We start from the raw sequence: 16744 nt of genomic DNA, 5'->3' as shown, positions 1-16744 counted from the left end.
AGAGGGGGTGAGCATCCTGGATGCGGCACGGTCCGACCCGGACGGGACTCGTCCAGGTCGAGGGGGTGCCGTCCAGGTTGACGGCCACCCCGTCCGGGGGCATACCAGCCCAAACGGGGCGACCGTCCAGGGCCGATCCAGGTTGATCAGGCGGTGAGGCCGTACTTCGTCTCGACCGCTCGGAGCACCGAGGTGAGTGGGTAGCCGTTGAGCGCGGACGTGCTGTCCTCCCAGGCCCGCTTCCTCTTCTCGTCGGCCTCGCGGACGACCAGTCGGGCCAGCTTCTCCGGGCTGATGGCGAGTCCGGCCGCCTGGAGCGCGTCGACCAGGACCGTGCCTGGCAGCCAGTCGACGGCCGCCGATTCGTCGTCAGCCTTCGCCGCCTGGTCGTAGGCGCCGAAAACGTCGACCAGGACAGCGAGGACCTGGCCCTCGTCCTCGCCCGTCTCCCGGAGCTGGTCCGCGAGCGACCGCGGCCCCGCAGGCAGGGTGCCCGCCTTGGCCCGCAGGTCGTAGGCGCGCTCCAGCAGGAGTGTGACCTCGTCGTCGGAGTAGTAGTCCGCCCGGACCAGGACCGGGTTCGAGCCCTCTGCCCACAGAAGACCGGCGCCCCGCATCTCCGGCTCGATGGTCTTGGCGCTGTAACCCGACGCGGCGGCGCCCTTGCCGAGGATCGTGTCGGACGCCTCGGGAGTGGTGCAGCGCAGAGCCCAGCGGATGGAGAGCAGGTCACGCAGCGAGGTGTCGACGACGTCCGAGCCGGGCTTCTGCGTGGCGCAGAAGGTGATGATCCCCGCCGCGCGCCCTCGGGAGACGAGGTTGCGGAGCTTCTTGGTGATCTTCTTTCCGAATTCCTCGTCCGTCGTGTAGAGCATCAGCTCGTCGACCCAGAGCAGCTTCTGCCGCAGCTCAGGGTGCTTGTTCGACAGGTCCTCGGTGACCTTGCGCTTGCCCAGCTTCTTGAGCAGCGCATACCGGTTCTTCATATCCAGGATCGCGGCGTCGAGCATTTCGTCGAACGCCTCGGGATCGGCGGCACCTTCGTAGCACTCGCACAGGCCCTCGAAGGGCTCCAGGTCGCCGCCGCCCTTTCCGTCCGCGAGCCAGAGGATGACCCGCGGGTCCAGCGCTGCGGCGAGCAGGATCGTGTTGCCCGACGCCGACTTACCCGCACCCGGCTCGCCACCGACAAGACCGGACCGCTCTACGACCGAGATGGAAATCGCCAGACCCCGCACGTCGGGGCCGATCTGAATACGGCCCCAGAAGTTCGCCGCACCCTCAAGCGCGAGCAGAGGACCGGGAGCGACGTCACCGGTGAACGGCAGGTCCTTGCTGACGTACAGCTCCAGCCGTCCGGCCCTGGCACCCTTCGACTTGTTCTTCGAAATGCTGAGCTGCGCTTCCTCCACACCGAATGCGCTCGCCAATTCGGCATGCCCCCGCATGGCCTTCTTCGCCGGAATTCCCGGCGGCAGGTCCACGATCGTCGACCAGGCGCCCCGCACGTCCAGCATCGGCATCTGGATGATGGCCAGGGACTCGTCCCCACCAATGACCTTGGCGGCGCGGAAGCACTCGTCGAGCATCGGTGCAGTCATGGCGTCGCCGTCTCCGAGCGACCTCCAGTCAGCCGACCAGTCGGTCTCCTCCGTGATCTGGTGGCGGCCCGCAAAAGCACCCCCGGAGAAAGTCACCAGGCTCCCGGCCGTCGCCCCAAGCCATCCGGCCTGGGCGTAACCTGCGGCGATGGCTGCGGCCGGCGGACCGTACGCAACTCCCAGGCGCAGACCATAGGCCCGGCGCCGGGTCGCCTTGAGCCGCTTGTGCTCGCCGATGGCCTGCATAGCAACCGTCTGAGTCCGGTCGGCCTGCTGCTGCGCGGCCAGCTTCTTGTTCTGCATCAGGCTGGGGGTGTAGCGCGCGGTCCGGGCTGCGGACCGGGCCTCGGCTGCGGCAATGTGCGCCTGGTGGGCGATCGCCTGCAGCTGGACACCCTCGAAGCCCCGCACCCAGTCCTGCACCCGGCGACGGCCGCGGCGGAACTGCGCGACGTGGCCCCGGTCGGTGCGCTGGCGGCGGACCCACCGGCGGTAGCCACGGACCCTGGCCCGGTAGAAAACCCCCGAGTACATGGCCCAGCCCTTGCCCGATCGCGCCCAGGCCGGGATCAGCGGGCTGTCGTCGAAGACGTCGAAGTCCGGGTCCTCCGGCTTGCTGGGGTCGCCTGCGGTTTTAGTGACCGTTCCTTCAAGGATTCGGCGGGCGGACTCGACGACCGCGGCCTTGTCCGTGGTGTCACTCGTGCCACCCAAAGCGGGGGCAGCAGCGGGGGCGCTGGTGTCCGTGGCCGGCCCCGCGCCGTGGAGGTAGGTGATGGTGGCCAGAGTCGTACGGTCCGGGTTCGAGGCAGTCGGCTGTTCCGTCATGCTGGTGCTTCTCCTTCGGGAGGAGGCGGGGCCCGGCGGCGACTTTGGTAGGGAGGCGCCGGGCCCCGCCGGTTTTCACGGGGGGGCGGATCAGTCAGGCGGCAGCGGCAGCGGTGGAACCCTCAACCGTCCAGGTCCACGCCTCGCCGCCTGCTGCGGCGCGGGCGGCCGCATCGGCCATGGCGCGGGCGAGGAGCGCGACGGCGGACTTGGTGTGCCGGTTGCGGGCGACCTTGAGCAGCTGCTCGGAGAGTTGCGCGGCCTCGGCGGCCGGGAAGGACCGGGACGCCGGGGCTTCCAGGATCCGAACGAGCGGCGCGATCGTCGGGCGGTCGACGAACGAGACCGAGCTCTCCGCGTACGGGGCGAGGGCGGTGATGCCCTTGAGCGGGTGGCGGTCCTCGCCGAAGAAGTCGGCCCCGTGCGAGACGACCAGGCTCGGCTCTGCGTCATGAATGGCGGGCTTGCGGCTCATGGATCAGGCCCCCATCGCAACGTCGCCGTCGACGAGCTTCAGCTTCCGCTCTGCGATGACCCGGTCCCGCAGCCGCCGCGCGTCGTCCCGGCGGATGCCCACCCTCTTCGACAGAGCGGCGGCGGAGATCTGGTTGCCCTCCGCGACGAGCTCGGCGGCCACCTTCAGGGCCTTCGGCAAAAGCGCCTCCAGCTCCTCATCCGACCGGCCGCGCGGGCCGTTCCCGCTGGCGTTCCCGTCAGTGTTCCCGGAAGCGTCCTCGCTGGCGTTCTCGCGGGCTTTCTCGCTTGCGTCTTTGGAGCCGTACACCCCAATTCCCGCAAGGGCTGTAGCGCCCTCAGGGGACCGCTGGAGGGCAGGGTGCTGGACGCTCGGACCGAGGGTCGGGATGCCCTCTGCGAGACGTCCGGGGAGGGGGTTGTAGAGGTTGGCGAGCATGCCCGCGCGGACCAGCTCGGGGCGCACGTGCTCACCCAGTTCGAAGGCGGCTCCGAGCTGTACCCGGGCGTCGGTCACCTGAGCGAAGATCTCGGCGGACAGTCCCTGCTGGGTGCCCTTCTTGATCTGCCAGGCGGCCCCGAAGGCTTCCTCCTCGGTGATGCTGCCGAGGGGCAAGGCCGACAGAAGGCGGTCCGCCTCTTCCGCGATGTCCTTGTGGTGCTTGCGGCGGCGGGCGAGGTGTTCCTGCCGCGCGGCTTCCGCCTTCTTCTCCTCCCGCCGGCGCTTCTTCTCCTCAGCCGTGCCGGTCTTCGCCGACAGCGTGCCGACCCACTGGCGGACCTCGAAGAGCAGAGGACCGAGCAGGGAGACCGCGGCGAGGCCGATCCCGGCCGTGGTCGCGTCCGCCTCGGACAGACCGGCGATGTTCTTGCCGTAGCCGTAGTTGATGGACGCGGCGAACCCGGCAGCCGCGAGGACGAACCCGCGCAGTGCCCACCGGACCCAGCCGGGCAGGCCCCTCTCGTCGGCGTAGGCGACACCGGCCGCCATCACCCAGGCCGCGCCCTCGATCGCGAACGGGAGCGGCAGCAGCATCGGCGACATGTGGGCGAAGTGCAGGATCTGCGCGGGCATCGACCCGAGAGCCGACGCCGTGACCAGAGCCAGGGTGCCGGTCCGGTAGACGTTGCCCGGGGTCAGCGCCTGCCGCCGAGCAGCCTTGCGTTCGGCGCGGGCGGCCTGCTTGGCCTTCTTCTTGGCCTGCTTGTCCGTGCGGGACTGCTTCGCGAGACGGGCGGCACGCTCGTCGGCCTCACGCTGCCGGACCGCCCGGCGCTCCTCGGCAGCTGCGGCGTCCTCACGCTGCTGCGCGGCCTTGATCTCGCGCGCCTTGAGCCGCGCCTCGACCTCAAGGCGGCGGTCCTCGCGCTCCTGTGCCGCCCGGACCTCGGCGGCCTTCAGCTCCTGCTCGGCCTGAGCCGCGGCATCGGCGCGGCGCTCTTCGCGGTAGCTGCTCATCGGGTGCCTCCAGCCGGGTTGGCCATGGTCGAGAGGAGGGCGGCGAGTTCTTCACGCAGCCGGGGGGACGTCGGGGTCAGGCGGAAGCGCCGGGCGAAGCTGTCGCCTCCGACGGCCGTCGCGCGGGCCACGGTCTCAGTGATGAGGCTGACCAGGGCGATGGTCCCGGCGATCACGCCGAGGGCCATCTCCAGCACGGTCAGCAGGAACAGGGCGAGGTGCGCGAGGAACCTCATGCCGCCACCCCCGTCTGGACCTCGTCGCGGACCAGGCGCAGGGCGGTACGGACGCTGCGGCGCTCGGCTCGGGGCTGACGGGCAAGGGCGACGGCGGCGGCCGGGTTCGGCCTGCCCACCGAGGCGAGCACCTCGTACGAGTCGAAGTCGGCGGCGGTCCAGTCGGCGGTGAAGTCGTCGTCCTCGAAGCCGAGGGCGTCGTCGTCGGTCTCCAGCTCGGCGGCCAGGACGACGGGGGCGGCGGCCGTACGGCGGCGCAGCTCCCTCGGCATCCGGCGCAGCAGGGACTGGTAGTACGCGGCGTCCTCGCGGTCGGTGTCCGTCTCGACCTGGAAGTCGGCGAGGAAGCTGTTCAGCGCGTCCCGGCTGGAGAGTCCGCCGGCGGTGAACTCCTCGGCGAAGTCCAGCGGCTCGACCTCGGTGTTGAAGCCGACCGCGGCCTCCAGGAATTCGGAGTCCGTAACGATGCGCTGACCTGCGACGATGATGTTCATGTGGGTCGTGCCCCTCTCGGTGTAACGGCCCCGGCGGCTCTCCGGCGGTCCTGGCAGATCACCCGGAGAGCCGCGCCGTTTTCGGGCGCAGTTCTGGTGGTTTAGGCATGGCTGTGCCGCGACGCTTCGTGAGTTGCCCCACTCGGCGCTGCCTTCCGGGAATGACATTCCCAGGATTACGAACCCGTGTCAATCGCTGACGCCGACATATTCCCAGGAGAGCGAGCCTCTAGGAATCATTCCCAGGACTATGGTTCACTGGTCTCCTCAACTGGAGGAGATCACCGGACATGCCACCGAAGTGGAGAGACCTCGCTGACGCGATCGCCGCGAAGATCAGCAAGGGCGAGTACGTGCCGGGCGAGCGCCTGCCCAAGATTGAGGACCAGGTCCTCGCGGGGAAGGGCTCCAAAACCACGGTCCACGCTGCGTACAAGGCGCTGGAGGCGGAAGGGCTGGTCATCTCTTCCCGTGGCCACGGAACGGTTGTGCAGGCACGGGGCACTCTGGCCACGGCCGCCGACCGCGAGGAGCGGAGCAAGCTCACCGGCTCGTCATGGCGAGCGGGGGAGCGGTCCGACTCCCACATGGCCGGCATCGTGTCCGCTCCGGAGGAAATCGCCGAGGCGCTCGGGATCAGTGCAGGTCAACCCGTGCTCCGGCGCTCACGCACCTACCGCGACGAACAGACCAGCGCCGTGATCTCCCACTCCACCTCGTGGATTCCGGCAGACCTCGCCGAGGAACTTCCGGAGCTGCTCATGGGCAGACGCCTTACCGGCGGGACCTCCATCGACCTGATCACCCGACACACCGGACGTCCCGTCGCTCGGCGGTACAGCTCGATGTGGGCTCGGATCACCACCCCCGCCGACGCGGCAACCCTGGAAATCCCAGAGGACACCCAGGCCGCCGTAACCGTGCTGACCGTTCGGGTCGTGGACACCGGTGACGCGACCATCGAATACGGCGTTGACGTGGGAGGACCCGGGCGCCGCTGGACCAAGGAAGAGGTCATCCGATGACACCCCTGCTCCTGGACGACACTCTCGTCCATGTCGCCGAGGAACGCCTGGGCTCACTGCTCCGGGCTCAGCAGAAGGGCACCATGCCCCCAGAAGGAAAGACGGAGATCACGCGCATCATGCGGACACTCGCAGGGCGAAGCGGCCCGGCCCGGCTCGTCTTGATGGCTGGCCTCCAGGGATCGAGGAAGACCAAGGTCGCCCGTGCACTCGAAGCCCAGGGTTTCCTGCGCTTCAGCCCGGACGAGCGGGTGTGGGAGACCTACGGGCACTACGGGCGCGACTTCCCGAGGGGTGAGTACCGCGTCCGGGAGCAGCCGATCCTCGAAGAGATCGCGGTGGAAGTCCGGGAGGCCCTCGACTCCGGCCGGGACGTCGTCGTAGACCACGGCTTCTGGACGGCCTCTGAGCGCGAGAAGTGGCGCCGGATCGGCGAGGAGATCGGCGCCGCCGTGACCCTGGTCCACCTGCCCGGCACCCACCAGGAAAGGTGGGACCGGATCAAGGAGCGCAACCAGGAGACCTACGACAACCCCAACGCCATGTGGTTCAGCGAAGCCGATCTACTACGGCACGCCGCTCGCTTCGAAGCCCCGGGCGTAGACGAACCCCACGTCACCTACACCGGCGACCTCGACCCCGTACTCCGGGCGCTCGAAGCCTCGGCCGACACCCAGCCCTAGATCACGACACGGTCACGCGCAACAACGCTGGCACGACAAACCGGATGGATCATCCCGGACGGTCGTGGACGATGAAGATCGACAGCGTATGCGGGTGCACCATGAGGGCCCAGAAACGCCGAAGGCGCCCCTGCCAGGGCGCCTCGGTTACAGCAAGGCCGGGATCACTACATCCCGGCGACGTCGAGAGAACTAGTTCAGGAGCTCTCCAACATGAGGGTACGAGATGTATCGGCCCCGGTGCCACACCGCCGGGAGAACAACACGGCTGCAACCCGGGCGCTCCGGGCAACATTGCTGGCCAGCGCGCTGCGATACGCCGAGCGCGGAATGTACGTGCACCCGCTGCTGGTCGGCGGGAAGGAGCCGCGCTGGCTCGACTGGGAAGCGCGGGCGACCCGCGACCCCGAGGTCATCGAGCGCACCTGGGGTCGCGCCCCATTCAACATCGGCATCGCCTGCGGTCCGTCCGCTCTCGTCGCGGTTGACCTGGACGTCCCGCACGACGGGGACGTGTCCGGTCTCGCCGACATTGTCGACGGCATGACGATGCTCGACTCCCTCGCCTCGCAGATCCCCTACGCTCAGATCACTCCAACGTTGACCGTCCGTACGCGGAGCGGCGGCCGTCACCTCGTCTACCGAGCTCCGGCCGGGGTCGAGGTGCGCAACACTGCTCGGACGATCGGGTGGTGCATCGACACCCGGGCCGCCGGTGGCTACATCGTCGGCATCGGCTCGCAGGTCGACGGCGTCTCGTACGAGCTGGAGGGCAGCGTCACCGATCCGGCGGTGCTGCCGGACTGGCTGCTGACGCTGATCACCACCGCCCCTGAGCCACCCAAAAGCGGGGGAGCGCCGCGCCGGGCAGATGTGGTCGCCCGGCTGCGGGACCTGACCCGCCAGGGCAGCCGCGAGGAGCGGTGGGCCCACGGCATCCTGCGCAGCGAGTGTGACGAGCTGGCGGCGATGAAGCCGGACACCGGCCGCAACAACAGGCTGAACCTGGCGGCGTACCGCGCGGGCCAGCTGGTCGCCGCCGGCCTCTTGGATCAGGCCGTCGCCGAGGAGCACCTGACGGAGGCCGCGCAGGCGTCCGGGCTCGGCGAGAAGTCCGCGTTCGAGATCGAGAAGACGCTCCGCTCCGGCATGACCGCCGGGCTGTCCCGGCCGCGCCGGATGATGACCGCGCCCGCGCGCCGGATGGGCGGTGCCGCGTGAACGACTTCGCACCGCAAGACACTAAGGTTCAGCGCCACGTAGACCACGCCTCGGCAATGGAAACGGCCCCGGCGACGTCTCACCGTCCCGGGGCCAGGCACCCGAGGAGTGGTCTCGAATGCGAGACGTTCGTATCCCGTCGCACCTGCTTGCGTCGCCCGCTGGTGATCGGGGGCACGGCATGAGCGAGGACATGGACCTGAGCCCCGAGGACCTCGCCGCCTTCCGGGCCTGGAAGGAGTCGACCAAGTCGGCGCCCCCGCAGCCGCGGGGACCGGCCGCGAAGAAGGGCAGCGGCGACAAGGCGCCGTCCGTGGCGGACCAGATCATCGCGATGGCCGACAGCCGGTACGAGTTCGGCACGTCGGACGCGGGCGACCTGTACGCCGTGCCGAAGGACGGTCCGCGGATCGCGCGTCTGCTGCGCGGCGGTCGGATCTCGCTGCGCGCCGAGCTGGCCCGGACGTACTACGGCCTGCACGGCAAGGCGGCGTCGTCCTCGGCACTCGCCGACGCGATGCTCGCCATCGAGGGCCGGGCGCAGGCTGAGGACCCGGTGCCGCTGCACCTGCGGGTCGCCCCGCTCGGCAAGCGTCCCGAGCACGGTTTCCTCCTCGACCTCGGGCGCGCGGACGGCCTGGTCGTCACGGTCACTCCGGAGAAGTGGAGCGTGGGGCCGGCCGCGCCGGGTCAGCCTCTCTTCCGCCGCTCCCAGCTCACGCAGCCGCTGCCGATCCCCAAGGGCGGCGGGTCGCTCAAGGAGCTGCGCGGGCTGCTGAACGTCACGGACCAGTCGTGGCCGCTGCTCGTGTCGTGGCTGGTCGCCGGTCTCGTCCCGGGCATCCCGCACCCGCTGCTCTTCCTGTCGGGCGAGCAGGGCACCGCGAAGTCAACGGCGACGAAGATGCTCGTGCAGCTGCTCGACCCGTCCGCCGCTCCGGCGCGGTCGACGCCGAAGGACCCGGACGACTGGTCCACGGCGGCGGTCGGCTCGTGGGTCGTCGGGCTCGACAACCTCTCGCGCATCCCCGAGTGGCTGTCGGACGCGATGTGCCGCGCGGCCACCGGTGACGCCAACGTGAAGCGGACCCTGTACTCGGACTCCGACGTCACGGTCCAGGAGTTCCGGCGGGTGCTGATCGTCAACGGAATCGACGTCGGCACGCTGCGCGGTGACCTTGCGGACCGCATGATCCCGGTCCACCTGCACCGGATCACCCAGCGGCGCACCGAGACCGCGTTGTGGGAAGCGTACGACGAGGCGCAGCCGCGGATCGTCGGTGCGCTCCTCGACCTCCTCGTTCGGACGCTCCAAGAGCTCCCGGCCGTCCGAGAGAAGGCCGACAACGGGGAGATCCCGCTGCCGCGTATGGCGGACTACGGCCTGATCATGGCCGCGCTCGACAAGGTCAGCGGCAGCATGACGTCGAGCATCCTGAACGACTACCTCCAGCAGCGCACCGAGCTGGCCGAAGAGGTGGTGGAGTCCAACCAGGTCGCCACCACGCTCCTGAACCTGATGAAGCGCCAGCCGCCGACCGGCGAGGGCGGGGCGCACGAGTGGGAGGGCACCACCGCCGAGCTGCTGGACACACTCACCCACGAGGCGGGGATCACGAACGACAAGTGGCCGCGCACCCCGGGCGCGCTGTCCGGCCGGATCAACCGGGTCGCCTCCGACCTCGACAAGCTCGGCGTCGACATCACCCGGCAGAAGTCCGGCAGCAAGAGGTCCATCACCATCCGGTACATCCCGCGTCCTGACCCGTCCGTCCCGCAGCCGGCGCCCGAGCCGGTGCAGGAACAGCTGATGCAGTAGCGTCACCGCTCTGCCGCCGACCCGCCGTGCACCGCACCGGCGGGCTTTCGGCGTACCCGCGCTCAGGGGCGGACTATCTAGCTTGATTGAGCGCAAAACCGCAGGTCACAGCCCAGGTATGCGAGGGCTTGCGGGGGAGTGGGACGCTCATTTCCGGGCGACGTACCGGGTCCAGGCGTCGGCCAGGGTCTCCAGCGCGGCCGTGGAAGCGCCGGCGGCCTCAAGGTGGTCGACGTACGTCTCCAGCTCGTCGGGCTCCTCCGGCCAGTCGGCGTCCGCCGCAGCGTCGCGCGCGAGGTCACCGATTCCGCCCCTGACCTGCGTGAACTGCGCCAGCCAGCCACCGAAGCCGCTCATGTGCCCACCCCTGTCCCTCGCCTGCAGTCGACGGTCCGCACCCTATCCCGTGCCCTGCCGCGTCCCTCACGGAGCGTGAGGGAATGGTGGGGCGAGGGACGCTCCTGAGTGGGACGCACATGAGGGACGCACCTGGGACGCAGTGCGTCCGGAGGGCCCAAAGAGCGTCCCTGGGACGCACTGCGTCCCTGGTGCGTCCCAGGTGCGTCCCTGCCCCTGACCTGCCACGTGCCCCATATGCCGCTTTTTTTGGGACGCAGGGACGCACTTGACCCCCTCATCTCTGTTGGAATGTTGAAGAAGAAGAGAGAGAAGAGGGAGCCATCAGAGATGAAGGGAAATTGTGCGTCCCTGCGTCCCAACTTCCGTCCGCGTGATCGACGGAAAGTGATCACTCTCGATCCGCACCCGGCGACGAACCGTCCGGTCGAGCACGCCGCCCCGCCTTTGGGTGGCTCAGAGCAGCCATGTCGCTGTTCAAGCACGCTTCGCGGCCGGAAGGCAAGACGAACCTTCGTGGGCGGGGCCGCAGCGCTCACGGGGCCGGTGCGGGCGCGGCGGGGCGGGTGACGTGCGGAAGGCCGCGGGCCGCGCCCGGCGACGGCCGGGAGGCCGGTCGCGGCCGGTTCGGCCGTCGCCGGTGAACGCGCGGCCCGCAAGGGGCCCGCACCCGGGGGTGCCAAGCGCGAACGCGCTTGTCCGTTCTACCCTCCCCCTCCAGGACGCGCTGCCGGGAGCGTCCCGCCACTGAGAGAGCGTCCCACCAGTGAATCCACGCTCTATCTAGCAAGATTGCCCGCGTCCTACCTGTTCACAGCCTCACCGGGCAGAGGCCGGACAGCGGAAAGCCCGCGTTCCCGCTTGCGGAAAAGCAGGCGAGAACGCGGGCGGCCGGGCGGGTTCAGACGCAGAGAGGGGCGAGCGCGGTGTAGCAGCCGATGCAGACCGGCAGCGGTCCGCTGGTCTCGGTGCCGGTCTCGACACGGAGCAGCAGGCCGGGCTGGGCACCTGTCGTACAGCCGGTTGCCCCGGGGAGACGATGGAAGACCGCGCACAGGCAGCGGCACCCGCCGGGTCGGTGCTGCTCCCAGTCGAGCAGGACCGGCAGCCGGAGGGTGAGGATCGGTTCCTCGAACCCGGTCACGCGGCGCCCTCGACCTGATCGGGGCCAGGGTCTTCGACCTTGAGCCGCTTGAACAAGGCTTCCAGCGCCTGGTCCACGAGGGTCTGCGGGTTGAGGTCGGTCTTCTCGACCGCCACGGTCAGCTTCCGGTTGTTCGAGGCGAGGATGCGGACGGAGAGCATTTCGCGCTCCGGGCCGCGGGGCCGGCCCCGGCGGCGAGGAGGATGCCGGGGTGCCTTGGGCTTGGCCGACTGGCGGGCGCGGCCGCCGTCGGCGCCGTGCTCCTGGTCGCCGTCGGCGTCCGCAGGATTGACAGCATTCCCGCTTGCGGAATTGTTCTCGGTTCCGCCGTCGCCGCTCCAGGAGTCGGGGTTGTCCCAGTCGGGTTCCGGAGCGCCGGACGGGGCGGCCGGGTCCTTCTCCCGGCCCTCTTCCTGGTTGTTTTTGGCCTTGTCGAGGAAGCTGGGCATCAGCTCCGTCCCTCCTTCAGGTGGGGCAGCGTGTGGAACAGGACCTTGCGGTACGCGCCGGTCAGCAGCTTGGCCTCGCGGCCGGGCGCGCTGGTGATTGGCGCGCGGGCGGTGCGGCAGGTCTCGCGCACTGCGTAGTTCTTGATGACCGTCGGAAGCACTAGGTCGCCGAAGGTCTCCTGGAGACGGCCGTCCCAGTACCGGTGGATCTCGCGGAACTCGCCATCACGGGGAACCAGGTTCCGTACGACACCGGCGACCTCCAGCTCCTCGTTGAGGCCGCCGGGGATGTTGTAGTGCTCGATGGACCGGATGGCCTCCGTGGCGCCGAGCCACCCGTCGTTGAGGAGGGTCGAGGGGATGAGTACCTTCCTCGTCGCCAGCAGGGCCGATCCGCCGATCTTGCCGCCAGGTCGAGGCGGCACGTCGAGGAACATGATGTCGACCAGGTCGCGCAGCCCCCACAGGGCGCGCTTGAGGCGGAACTCCATCCCGGTGGCGGGGTCGGTCTCCCTGTTGCCGAACTCCCGGACGCAGGGGAGGAGGAAGACGTTCGAGGGCCACTCCTTGCCGGCGCGCACCAGGACGTCCCGCGCGATCTCGGCGGGGTCCCTCGGCTTCTTCTCCCGGTCCACGTAGTAGATGTCGTTCACCGACAACTTCGGCTCCGAGACACCCAGCTCGTCGGTGAGCGTGGACCGCGGGTCGAGGTCCACGCCGCCGACCCGCAAGCCCAGCTCGGCGGCGACCGCGATGAGTCCCGCCGTCACCGACGTCTTACCGACCCCGCCCTTCTCCGAGACCTCGGCGACGGTGTCGAGTCCTTCTACGGCCATCGGCCCTCCCTTCCATGTCAGGTAGGGCGAAGCCTGTCGACCGGCGAGGCTAAGCGCAAGCTGACCCGCACGCATTCCCGACTGTGATTCGGCTTGCGGAAAAGCAAGCAAAGGCGCGAGGAGTCCCCGTGTTATCTAGCCAGATAGACCGCGATTCCCTAGGCAGGCCCGCCAAGGGCGCGGCAGGTCAGCGAATGGTGCGCTTCACGGCGGCGCGGAAGATGTCGCCGGTGGTGATGATCTGAGCCCGGAGCTTGGCTTTCTCGAATATGGCGTCGGCGTCAGGCCGGGACGCCATCGCGGCACACCAGACGTCGAGGAGAGTGACCGCGCCGCGCCGCTCGGCCTCGCGGAAGATGACCTCGGGGCCATCTCCCCACCTGGTCTGCCACTCCCACAGCGCCTTCACGGCCGGGGCGCTCGTCCAGTACGTGGCGCGCACGAGCTGCTCGCCGAGATCGGCGGGGAGGCGCACCGCCATCCGGGCCGTCAGTTTCGTCTTCTCGTGGCCGAACCGGTCGTAGTGGCTCGGGCCGGTGCCGACGCGACGCCCCGGCATCCGGGCGTCCTTGCTGGGCAGCGGCTCGTACGGGCCGTCCAACGCCTGGGTCTTGAGCTCGGCACGGACGGCACGCGCGACGACCAGGTCCCGGGTGCCGGCCAGCTTCCCCTTCGCCCGCATCGCGGCGAACTTCGCCCGCACCCGGCCGCGGGCCTCGCTCTGCGCCTTGCCCCGGAGGAAGCGCACGCCCTCGTCCTCCCGGGCCTTCTTCAGCCAGGCCAGCTCTGACGCCCGCCCGGCAGAGACCTTCTCATCCAGGGCCTCAAGGTCCCAGGGCTCCACCGCGACAACGAAAGGGATCACCGACATGGCGCGCAGTCTAGCTAGATACCCCGAGCCATTCCGGCCGGAGAGCACGGCGCCACCCGGGCGGGAAACCGGACGAGGACGCGGGCCTATCCGCTGGCATTCCCGCACGCGGAAACTCCAGCCCCACCAGCCCCACCAGCCCCACCAGCCTCTCCAGCCTCGAAAACCCGCTCTTTGGCCAGCGAGGCGTAGATAGTGCGCGCGGATGGTCTCCGGTGCTGGCTGGCAGTCTCGCGCGACCGCGCACACGTACGACGGTCTCACGGGTTCCATCCGTGCTGGCTAAGCCGCTAGCCTTTCCGCTTGCGGAAAAGTGTTCAAGCAAGCTAGATACCGCGCAGGAAAAGCGCAGGTCAACCAGCGTTTGACGGTTGTTGCGCACTCAGGATCTACGCCTTACCTTCGCTTCAAAAGCACTCACAGGAGGTCACCTTGCCCCGCTCCATCCCGCCACTTCCCGGTCTCACCCGGTACACCGACTGGGCCCTGGTGCCGGACGGTCTGCAGACCAAGACCCAGCTCGACCGCCAGGGCCTCAAGCCGGGGTCCGACCCGGTCGGCCAGATCCTCTACCACGGCAACTCGTACGCCCCGCTGTACGAGGAGAGCGCCGCAGTGCCGAAGCGCTCGGTGTCGCCCGCGCAGCGCGCCGTCCTCGACCGGGCCCGTGAACTCCAGTACCGGTGCCGGCGGTGCGGCGCCGAGGAGACGGAACCGCTCGGGAAGGGGAGGTTCTGCGACCCGTGCCGGTACGCGATGACGCTGTGGGAGCAGCACGACCAGGCGCAGCTCCTCGCGCGTGAGCTGGTCGTCGACCCGGCCGCCGTGCTCCTGGTCGTGGACGTCGAACCCGACTCGCTCCCGGAGGCGCAGGGCGTTGCCGTGGTCTCGGTGTGCGACCGCCAGGTCCTCTACGCCGCCGAGGCCGGGGAGTACGGCAGCCCCGAGCGCGGCGCCGTCCTCGACCGGCTTGATGCGCTCCTGGCGGACCGGCGGGTGATCGAGGAGCCCGACTTCATGGGCCCGAACCGCCGCTACCCGCACGCGGTGCTGCGCCTGCCCAGCTCCGAGCCGGTCCCTTCCGGCCGTGACCCGCTGCACCCGTGGGCCGCGCCCCACTCGTCGGCGAACGCCTCGGTGACGCAGGTCTGGGTCGGATGGTTCGGCTGGACGGACCGGCACTCGTCCACGCGTGCCTGCGCCCCGTGGGAGTGGAGCGGCGATATCCCGATGCCGTGGTCGCGGTCGCTGGACCTGGCGGCCGATGGGGTGTCGATGGCCGGTGTGCTGCACCGGATTGCGGACGGCACCGAACCCGTGTGGGAGCGGGCGGCCTGGACGCTGGACGGCTACGGCGCTGGCCTGCCGGAGGTGAGCGCCTGATGTCGTTGCTCCGCATCATGGACTCTGACCCGGACAAGGCCCGGCGAACGGCGGCCGCAGTGCAGCGGGCACCGGAGGCGTCCCCAGAGGTCGTCGTCGGCAACATCTCTGAGAGTCCGAACCACAGGGACGGCGGGCTCCGGGTCTTCATGGAGGTGCTGTTCCTGGAGGCCCCGGCCGCGCCCAGGAACGACTACCAGGAGGTGACCGTCGAACGAGCTGACCGGCCCCAGCCGCGCACCTCTCGGCGGGCCCTGGCGCGCGGTGGCCGCAGGAAGGCGGGGGAATGACGTCAGCCTCCGACGTGTGGCGCTCCCCTGACGGTGAGCACTTCCGGCGGTCCTGGAACGAAGAGTACGACTCACCCGTCGTCGGGCTCCGGCCCGTCGTCTACGACCCGGACACCGGACAGTGGAGCTCCGACCAAAACGCCTTACCGGTCGAGGTCGGCGCGGACCTGTTCGAGGCGACGTACATGCAGGTCCCGCTCGAACGGCTGCGGGACCCGCGCATCACCCGGCTTACCGGTCTCGTCCACGAACTGCTCGCCGACTACGAGCGGAGCACGGGCGGTCCGCCGGCGGACGCGGACGCTATCCGCGTCGCCCTGGGCGACGTCGCCGAGATCCCGGAGGAAGCTCGCAAGCATCGTCATGGTGCCGCACGCTCCGCGGCACGCCAGGGCTTCCACCAAGGCCGCAGGAGATAAACGGACGGGCCTGAGACCTCTTGCAGCTCGCGGTCGGTCCGGTACGAAAGCAGGGCCCGCGTCAGAACTGGCGCGGGCCCTCGCCGGTGCCCGGCCGCGCACGTCAAGCCGTCGAGGAGCGGCGCGACCCTGATCCAGGAGTGTCCATCAATCGATCGCTTCTTGGACAGTCTGGCCAAGCGCCCGGATCTAACCTCCTGCGGGTGAGTCCAGGCGTCCAACAAAGGTGTTCAGAAACGTGCGGCGTCCAACAACTAACCACCTCCCTTTTATGTACAGTGATCACATGACGACACCTTCCCAGTGGACAGAGGACGGCGACGCCGTCCTCGCTGCGTTCCCCGCCACCGCCACCGGCGTACTGATCGGCTACGCACGCGTCTCCACGAAGGGCCAGCTCCTCGACCGGCAGATCGCGGCACTGGAGAAAGCCGACTGTGCCCGGGTCTTCTCCGACAAGAAATCTGGCAAGAACGCCGAGCGCCCCGAGCTGTGGAAGGCACTCGACTACGCCCGCCCTGGCGACACCCTCGTGGTCCCGTCACTCGACCGCCTCGGCCGCTCCATCCAGGACCTGATCGCGATCGTCGGCGGCCTGCGCAAGCGCGGCATCGGCTTCCAGTCGCTGCATGAGTCACTCGACACCACGACTCCTGGCGGTCGGCTGGTCTTCCACGTGTTCGCTGCGCTCGCTGAGTTCATCCGGGAGCTGATCGTCCAGGGCACCGTCGAAGGCATGGCCGAAGCTCGTGCCCGCGGGGAGCGCATCGGCCGCCCGCCGGCCATGAGTGCCGAGCAGATCCGCCACGCTCGCTCGATGCTCTCTGACCCGGCCGCGTCGATCAGTTCCATTGCCAAGCTGCTCGGCATCTCCCGGACGACGCTCTACAAGTACGTGCCGGAGCTGAAGGTCGGGGGGAGGCCGACAGTAGGTGGCGTGAGCCCCAGGGAGGCGCTGGAGCCTGGGACCCGATAGTGGGCGGCAGCGGGGCTCCGGAGTCGCCATGAGCGGCGCAGGGGCCCCCATTGCCTTCCGAGTCGTCGCAGGTGGAGGCGCAGATGGCCGTTTCCGCCCCCGGTGGTTGATCGGATCCCGCGCGGCGGCAGGGTTCCGCCCCTCAATGCTGTTGCGTTACGCTGACCGGGAAATTTACG

18 protein-coding genes are annotated in these 16744 nt (G+C 69.5%); 8 read left to right on the top strand and 10 right to left on the bottom strand.

Going from position 1 to position 16744, the window contains the following annotated elements:
- Positions 1-146: 146 nt before the first annotated feature.
- The 5 genes from OG413_RS46710 to OG413_RS46690 all read right to left on the bottom strand — a co-directional run bounded on the left by OG413_RS46710 (position 147) and on the right by OG413_RS46690 (position 5092).
- On the bottom strand, positions 147-2429 hold the full coding sequence (locus OG413_RS46710; protein ID WP_266816005.1) for an FtsK/SpoIIIE domain-containing protein: 2283 nt from the start codon (positions 2427-2429) through the stop codon (positions 147-149).
- A 94-nt stretch (positions 2430-2523) separates the two neighbouring features.
- Positions 2524-2904 carry a hypothetical protein gene (locus OG413_RS46705; protein ID WP_266816004.1) on the bottom strand — a complete coding sequence of 127 codons (381 nt, stop codon included), beginning with the start codon at positions 2902-2904 and terminating at the stop codon, positions 2524-2526.
- 3 nt (positions 2905-2907) lie between these two features.
- Complete coding sequence (locus OG413_RS46700) at positions 2908-4362, bottom strand: hypothetical protein (RefSeq protein ID WP_266816003.1); 1455 nt, start codon at positions 4360-4362, stop codon at positions 2908-2910.
- On the bottom strand, positions 4359-4598 hold the full coding sequence (locus OG413_RS46695; RefSeq protein ID WP_266816002.1) for a hypothetical protein: 240 nt from the start codon (positions 4596-4598) through the stop codon (positions 4359-4361). Before OG413_RS46695 ends, OG413_RS46700 begins: the two co-directional genes overlap by 4 nt.
- Positions 4595-5092, bottom strand: a complete 498-nt coding sequence (locus OG413_RS46690) for a hypothetical protein (protein WP_266816001.1) — start codon at positions 5090-5092, stop codon at positions 4595-4597. The genes OG413_RS46695 and OG413_RS46690 overlap by 4 nt, the downstream gene beginning before the upstream one ends.
- A 290-nt stretch (positions 5093-5382) precedes the next feature.
- Here OG413_RS46690 and OG413_RS46685 point away from each other — a divergent pair, with 290 nt between their 5' ends.
- The 4 genes from OG413_RS46685 to OG413_RS46670 all read left to right on the top strand — a co-directional run bounded on the left by OG413_RS46685 (position 5383) and on the right by OG413_RS46670 (position 9840).
- On the top strand, positions 5383-6117 hold the full coding sequence (locus tag OG413_RS46685) for a GntR family transcriptional regulator (RefSeq protein WP_266816000.1): 735 nt from the start codon (positions 5383-5385) through the stop codon (positions 6115-6117).
- Positions 6114-6800, top strand: coding sequence for an ATP-binding protein (locus tag OG413_RS46680; protein ID WP_266815999.1), 687 nt, complete (start codon positions 6114-6116; stop codon positions 6798-6800). The genes OG413_RS46685 and OG413_RS46680 overlap by 4 nt, the downstream gene beginning before the upstream one ends.
- Positions 6801-7013: 213 nt before the next feature.
- Positions 7014-8021 (top strand): bifunctional DNA primase/polymerase, encoded by a 1008-nt coding sequence (locus tag OG413_RS46675; protein WP_266815998.1) that lies wholly within the window; start codon positions 7014-7016, stop codon positions 8019-8021.
- Between the two features lie 181 nt (positions 8022-8202).
- Positions 8203-9840 carry an ATP-binding protein gene (locus OG413_RS46670; RefSeq protein ID WP_266815997.1) on the top strand — a complete coding sequence of 546 codons (1638 nt, stop codon included), beginning with the start codon at positions 8203-8205 and terminating at the stop codon, positions 9838-9840.
- Positions 9841-9987: 147 nt separating this feature from the next.
- Here the strand turns inward: OG413_RS46670 and OG413_RS46665 are convergent, their stop codons facing one another.
- From OG413_RS46665 to OG413_RS46645, 5 genes are all read right to left on the bottom strand, one after another.
- On the bottom strand, positions 9988-10197 hold the full coding sequence (locus OG413_RS46665; protein ID WP_266815996.1) for a YozE family protein: 210 nt from the start codon (positions 10195-10197) through the stop codon (positions 9988-9990).
- Between the two features lie 901 nt (positions 10198-11098).
- Complete coding sequence (locus OG413_RS46660; RefSeq protein ID WP_266815995.1) at positions 11099-11341, bottom strand: DUF6372 family protein; 243 nt, start codon at positions 11339-11341, stop codon at positions 11099-11101.
- A complete protein-coding gene (locus OG413_RS46655; protein ID WP_266815994.1) occupies positions 11338-11790 on the bottom strand; it encodes a hypothetical protein in 453 nt (150 codons plus the stop codon). Before OG413_RS46655 ends, OG413_RS46660 begins: the two co-directional genes overlap by 4 nt.
- Positions 11790-12626, bottom strand: coding sequence for a ParA family protein (locus tag OG413_RS46650; protein WP_266815993.1), 837 nt, complete (start codon positions 12624-12626; stop codon positions 11790-11792). Before OG413_RS46650 ends, OG413_RS46655 begins: the two co-directional genes overlap by 1 nt.
- Before the next feature lie 187 nt (positions 12627-12813).
- Entirely contained in the window at positions 12814-13497 is a 684-nt protein-coding gene (locus OG413_RS46645) for a hypothetical protein (protein ID WP_266815992.1), read from the bottom strand.
- Between the two features lie 432 nt (positions 13498-13929).
- On the opposite strand from OG413_RS46645, the gene OG413_RS46640 reads away from it, so the two are divergent.
- The 4 genes from OG413_RS46640 (at position 13930) to OG413_RS46625 (ending at position 16565) form a co-directional block, all read left to right on the top strand.
- Positions 13930-14880 (top strand): hypothetical protein, encoded by a 951-nt coding sequence (locus tag OG413_RS46640; RefSeq protein WP_266816030.1) that lies wholly within the window; start codon positions 13930-13932, stop codon positions 14878-14880.
- On the top strand, positions 14880-15170 hold the full coding sequence (locus OG413_RS46635; RefSeq protein ID WP_266816029.1) for a hypothetical protein: 291 nt from the start codon (positions 14880-14882) through the stop codon (positions 15168-15170). Before OG413_RS46640 ends, OG413_RS46635 begins: the two co-directional genes overlap by 1 nt.
- Positions 15167-15589 carry a hypothetical protein gene (locus tag OG413_RS46630; RefSeq protein WP_266816028.1) on the top strand — a complete coding sequence of 141 codons (423 nt, stop codon included), beginning with the start codon at positions 15167-15169 and terminating at the stop codon, positions 15587-15589. The genes OG413_RS46635 and OG413_RS46630 overlap by 4 nt, the downstream gene beginning before the upstream one ends.
- A gap of 286 nt (positions 15590-15875) precedes the next feature.
- Positions 15876-16565 carry a recombinase family protein gene (locus tag OG413_RS46625; RefSeq protein WP_266816027.1) on the top strand — a complete coding sequence of 230 codons (690 nt, stop codon included), beginning with the start codon at positions 15876-15878 and terminating at the stop codon, positions 16563-16565.
- Positions 16566-16744: the final 179 nt, after the last annotated feature.

Origin of the sequence: Streptomyces sp. NBC_01433 (assembly GCF_026340105.1) — a bacterium.
In the GTDB taxonomy this organism is placed as follows: Bacteria; Actinomycetota; Actinomycetes; order Streptomycetales; family Streptomycetaceae; genus Streptomyces.
This window is presented reverse-complemented; position numbering and strand designations above follow the sequence as displayed.

Excerpts from the sequence above, each read along its gene's own strand:
- OG413_RS46630 (WP_266816028.1), top strand. The coding sequence starts at position 15,167 with ATGACGTCAGCCTCCGACGTGTGGCGCTCCCCTGACGGTGAGCACTTC.
- OG413_RS46635 (WP_266816029.1), top strand. The coding sequence starts at position 14,880 with ATGTCGTTGCTCCGCATCATGGACTCTGACCCGGACAAGGCCCGGCGA.
- OG413_RS46650 (WP_266815993.1), bottom strand. The coding sequence starts at position 12,626 with ATGGCCGTAGAAGGACTCGACACCGTCGCCGAGGTCTCGGAGAAGGGC.
- OG413_RS46705 (WP_266816004.1), bottom strand. The coding sequence starts at position 2,904 with ATGAGCCGCAAGCCCGCCATTCATGACGCAGAGCCGAGCCTGGTCGTC.
- OG413_RS46675 (WP_266815998.1), top strand. The coding sequence starts at position 7,014 with ATGAGGGTACGAGATGTATCGGCCCCGGTGCCACACCGCCGGGAGAAC.
- OG413_RS46680 (WP_266815999.1), top strand. The coding sequence starts at position 6,114 with ATGACACCCCTGCTCCTGGACGACACTCTCGTCCATGTCGCCGAGGAA.
- OG413_RS46700 (WP_266816003.1), bottom strand. The coding sequence starts at position 4,362 with ATGAGCAGCTACCGCGAAGAGCGCCGCGCCGATGCCGCGGCTCAGGCC.
- OG413_RS46670 (WP_266815997.1), top strand. The coding sequence starts at position 8,203 with ATGAGCGAGGACATGGACCTGAGCCCCGAGGACCTCGCCGCCTTCCGG.
- OG413_RS46695 (WP_266816002.1), bottom strand. The coding sequence starts at position 4,598 with ATGAGGTTCCTCGCGCACCTCGCCCTGTTCCTGCTGACCGTGCTGGAG.
- OG413_RS46645 (WP_266815992.1), bottom strand. The coding sequence starts at position 13,497 with ATGTCGGTGATCCCTTTCGTTGTCGCGGTGGAGCCCTGGGACCTTGAG.
- OG413_RS46685 (WP_266816000.1), top strand. The coding sequence starts at position 5,383 with ATGCCACCGAAGTGGAGAGACCTCGCTGACGCGATCGCCGCGAAGATC.
- OG413_RS46665 (WP_266815996.1), bottom strand. The coding sequence starts at position 10,197 with ATGAGCGGCTTCGGTGGCTGGCTGGCGCAGTTCACGCAGGTCAGGGGC.
- OG413_RS46625 (WP_266816027.1), top strand. The coding sequence starts at position 15,876 with ATGACGACACCTTCCCAGTGGACAGAGGACGGCGACGCCGTCCTCGCT.
- OG413_RS46690 (WP_266816001.1), bottom strand. The coding sequence starts at position 5,092 with ATGAACATCATCGTCGCAGGTCAGCGCATCGTTACGGACTCCGAATTC.
- OG413_RS46655 (WP_266815994.1), bottom strand. The coding sequence starts at position 11,790 with ATGCCCAGCTTCCTCGACAAGGCCAAAAACAACCAGGAAGAGGGCCGG.
- OG413_RS46710 (WP_266816005.1), bottom strand. The coding sequence starts at position 2,429 with ATGACGGAACAGCCGACTGCCTCGAACCCGGACCGTACGACTCTGGCC.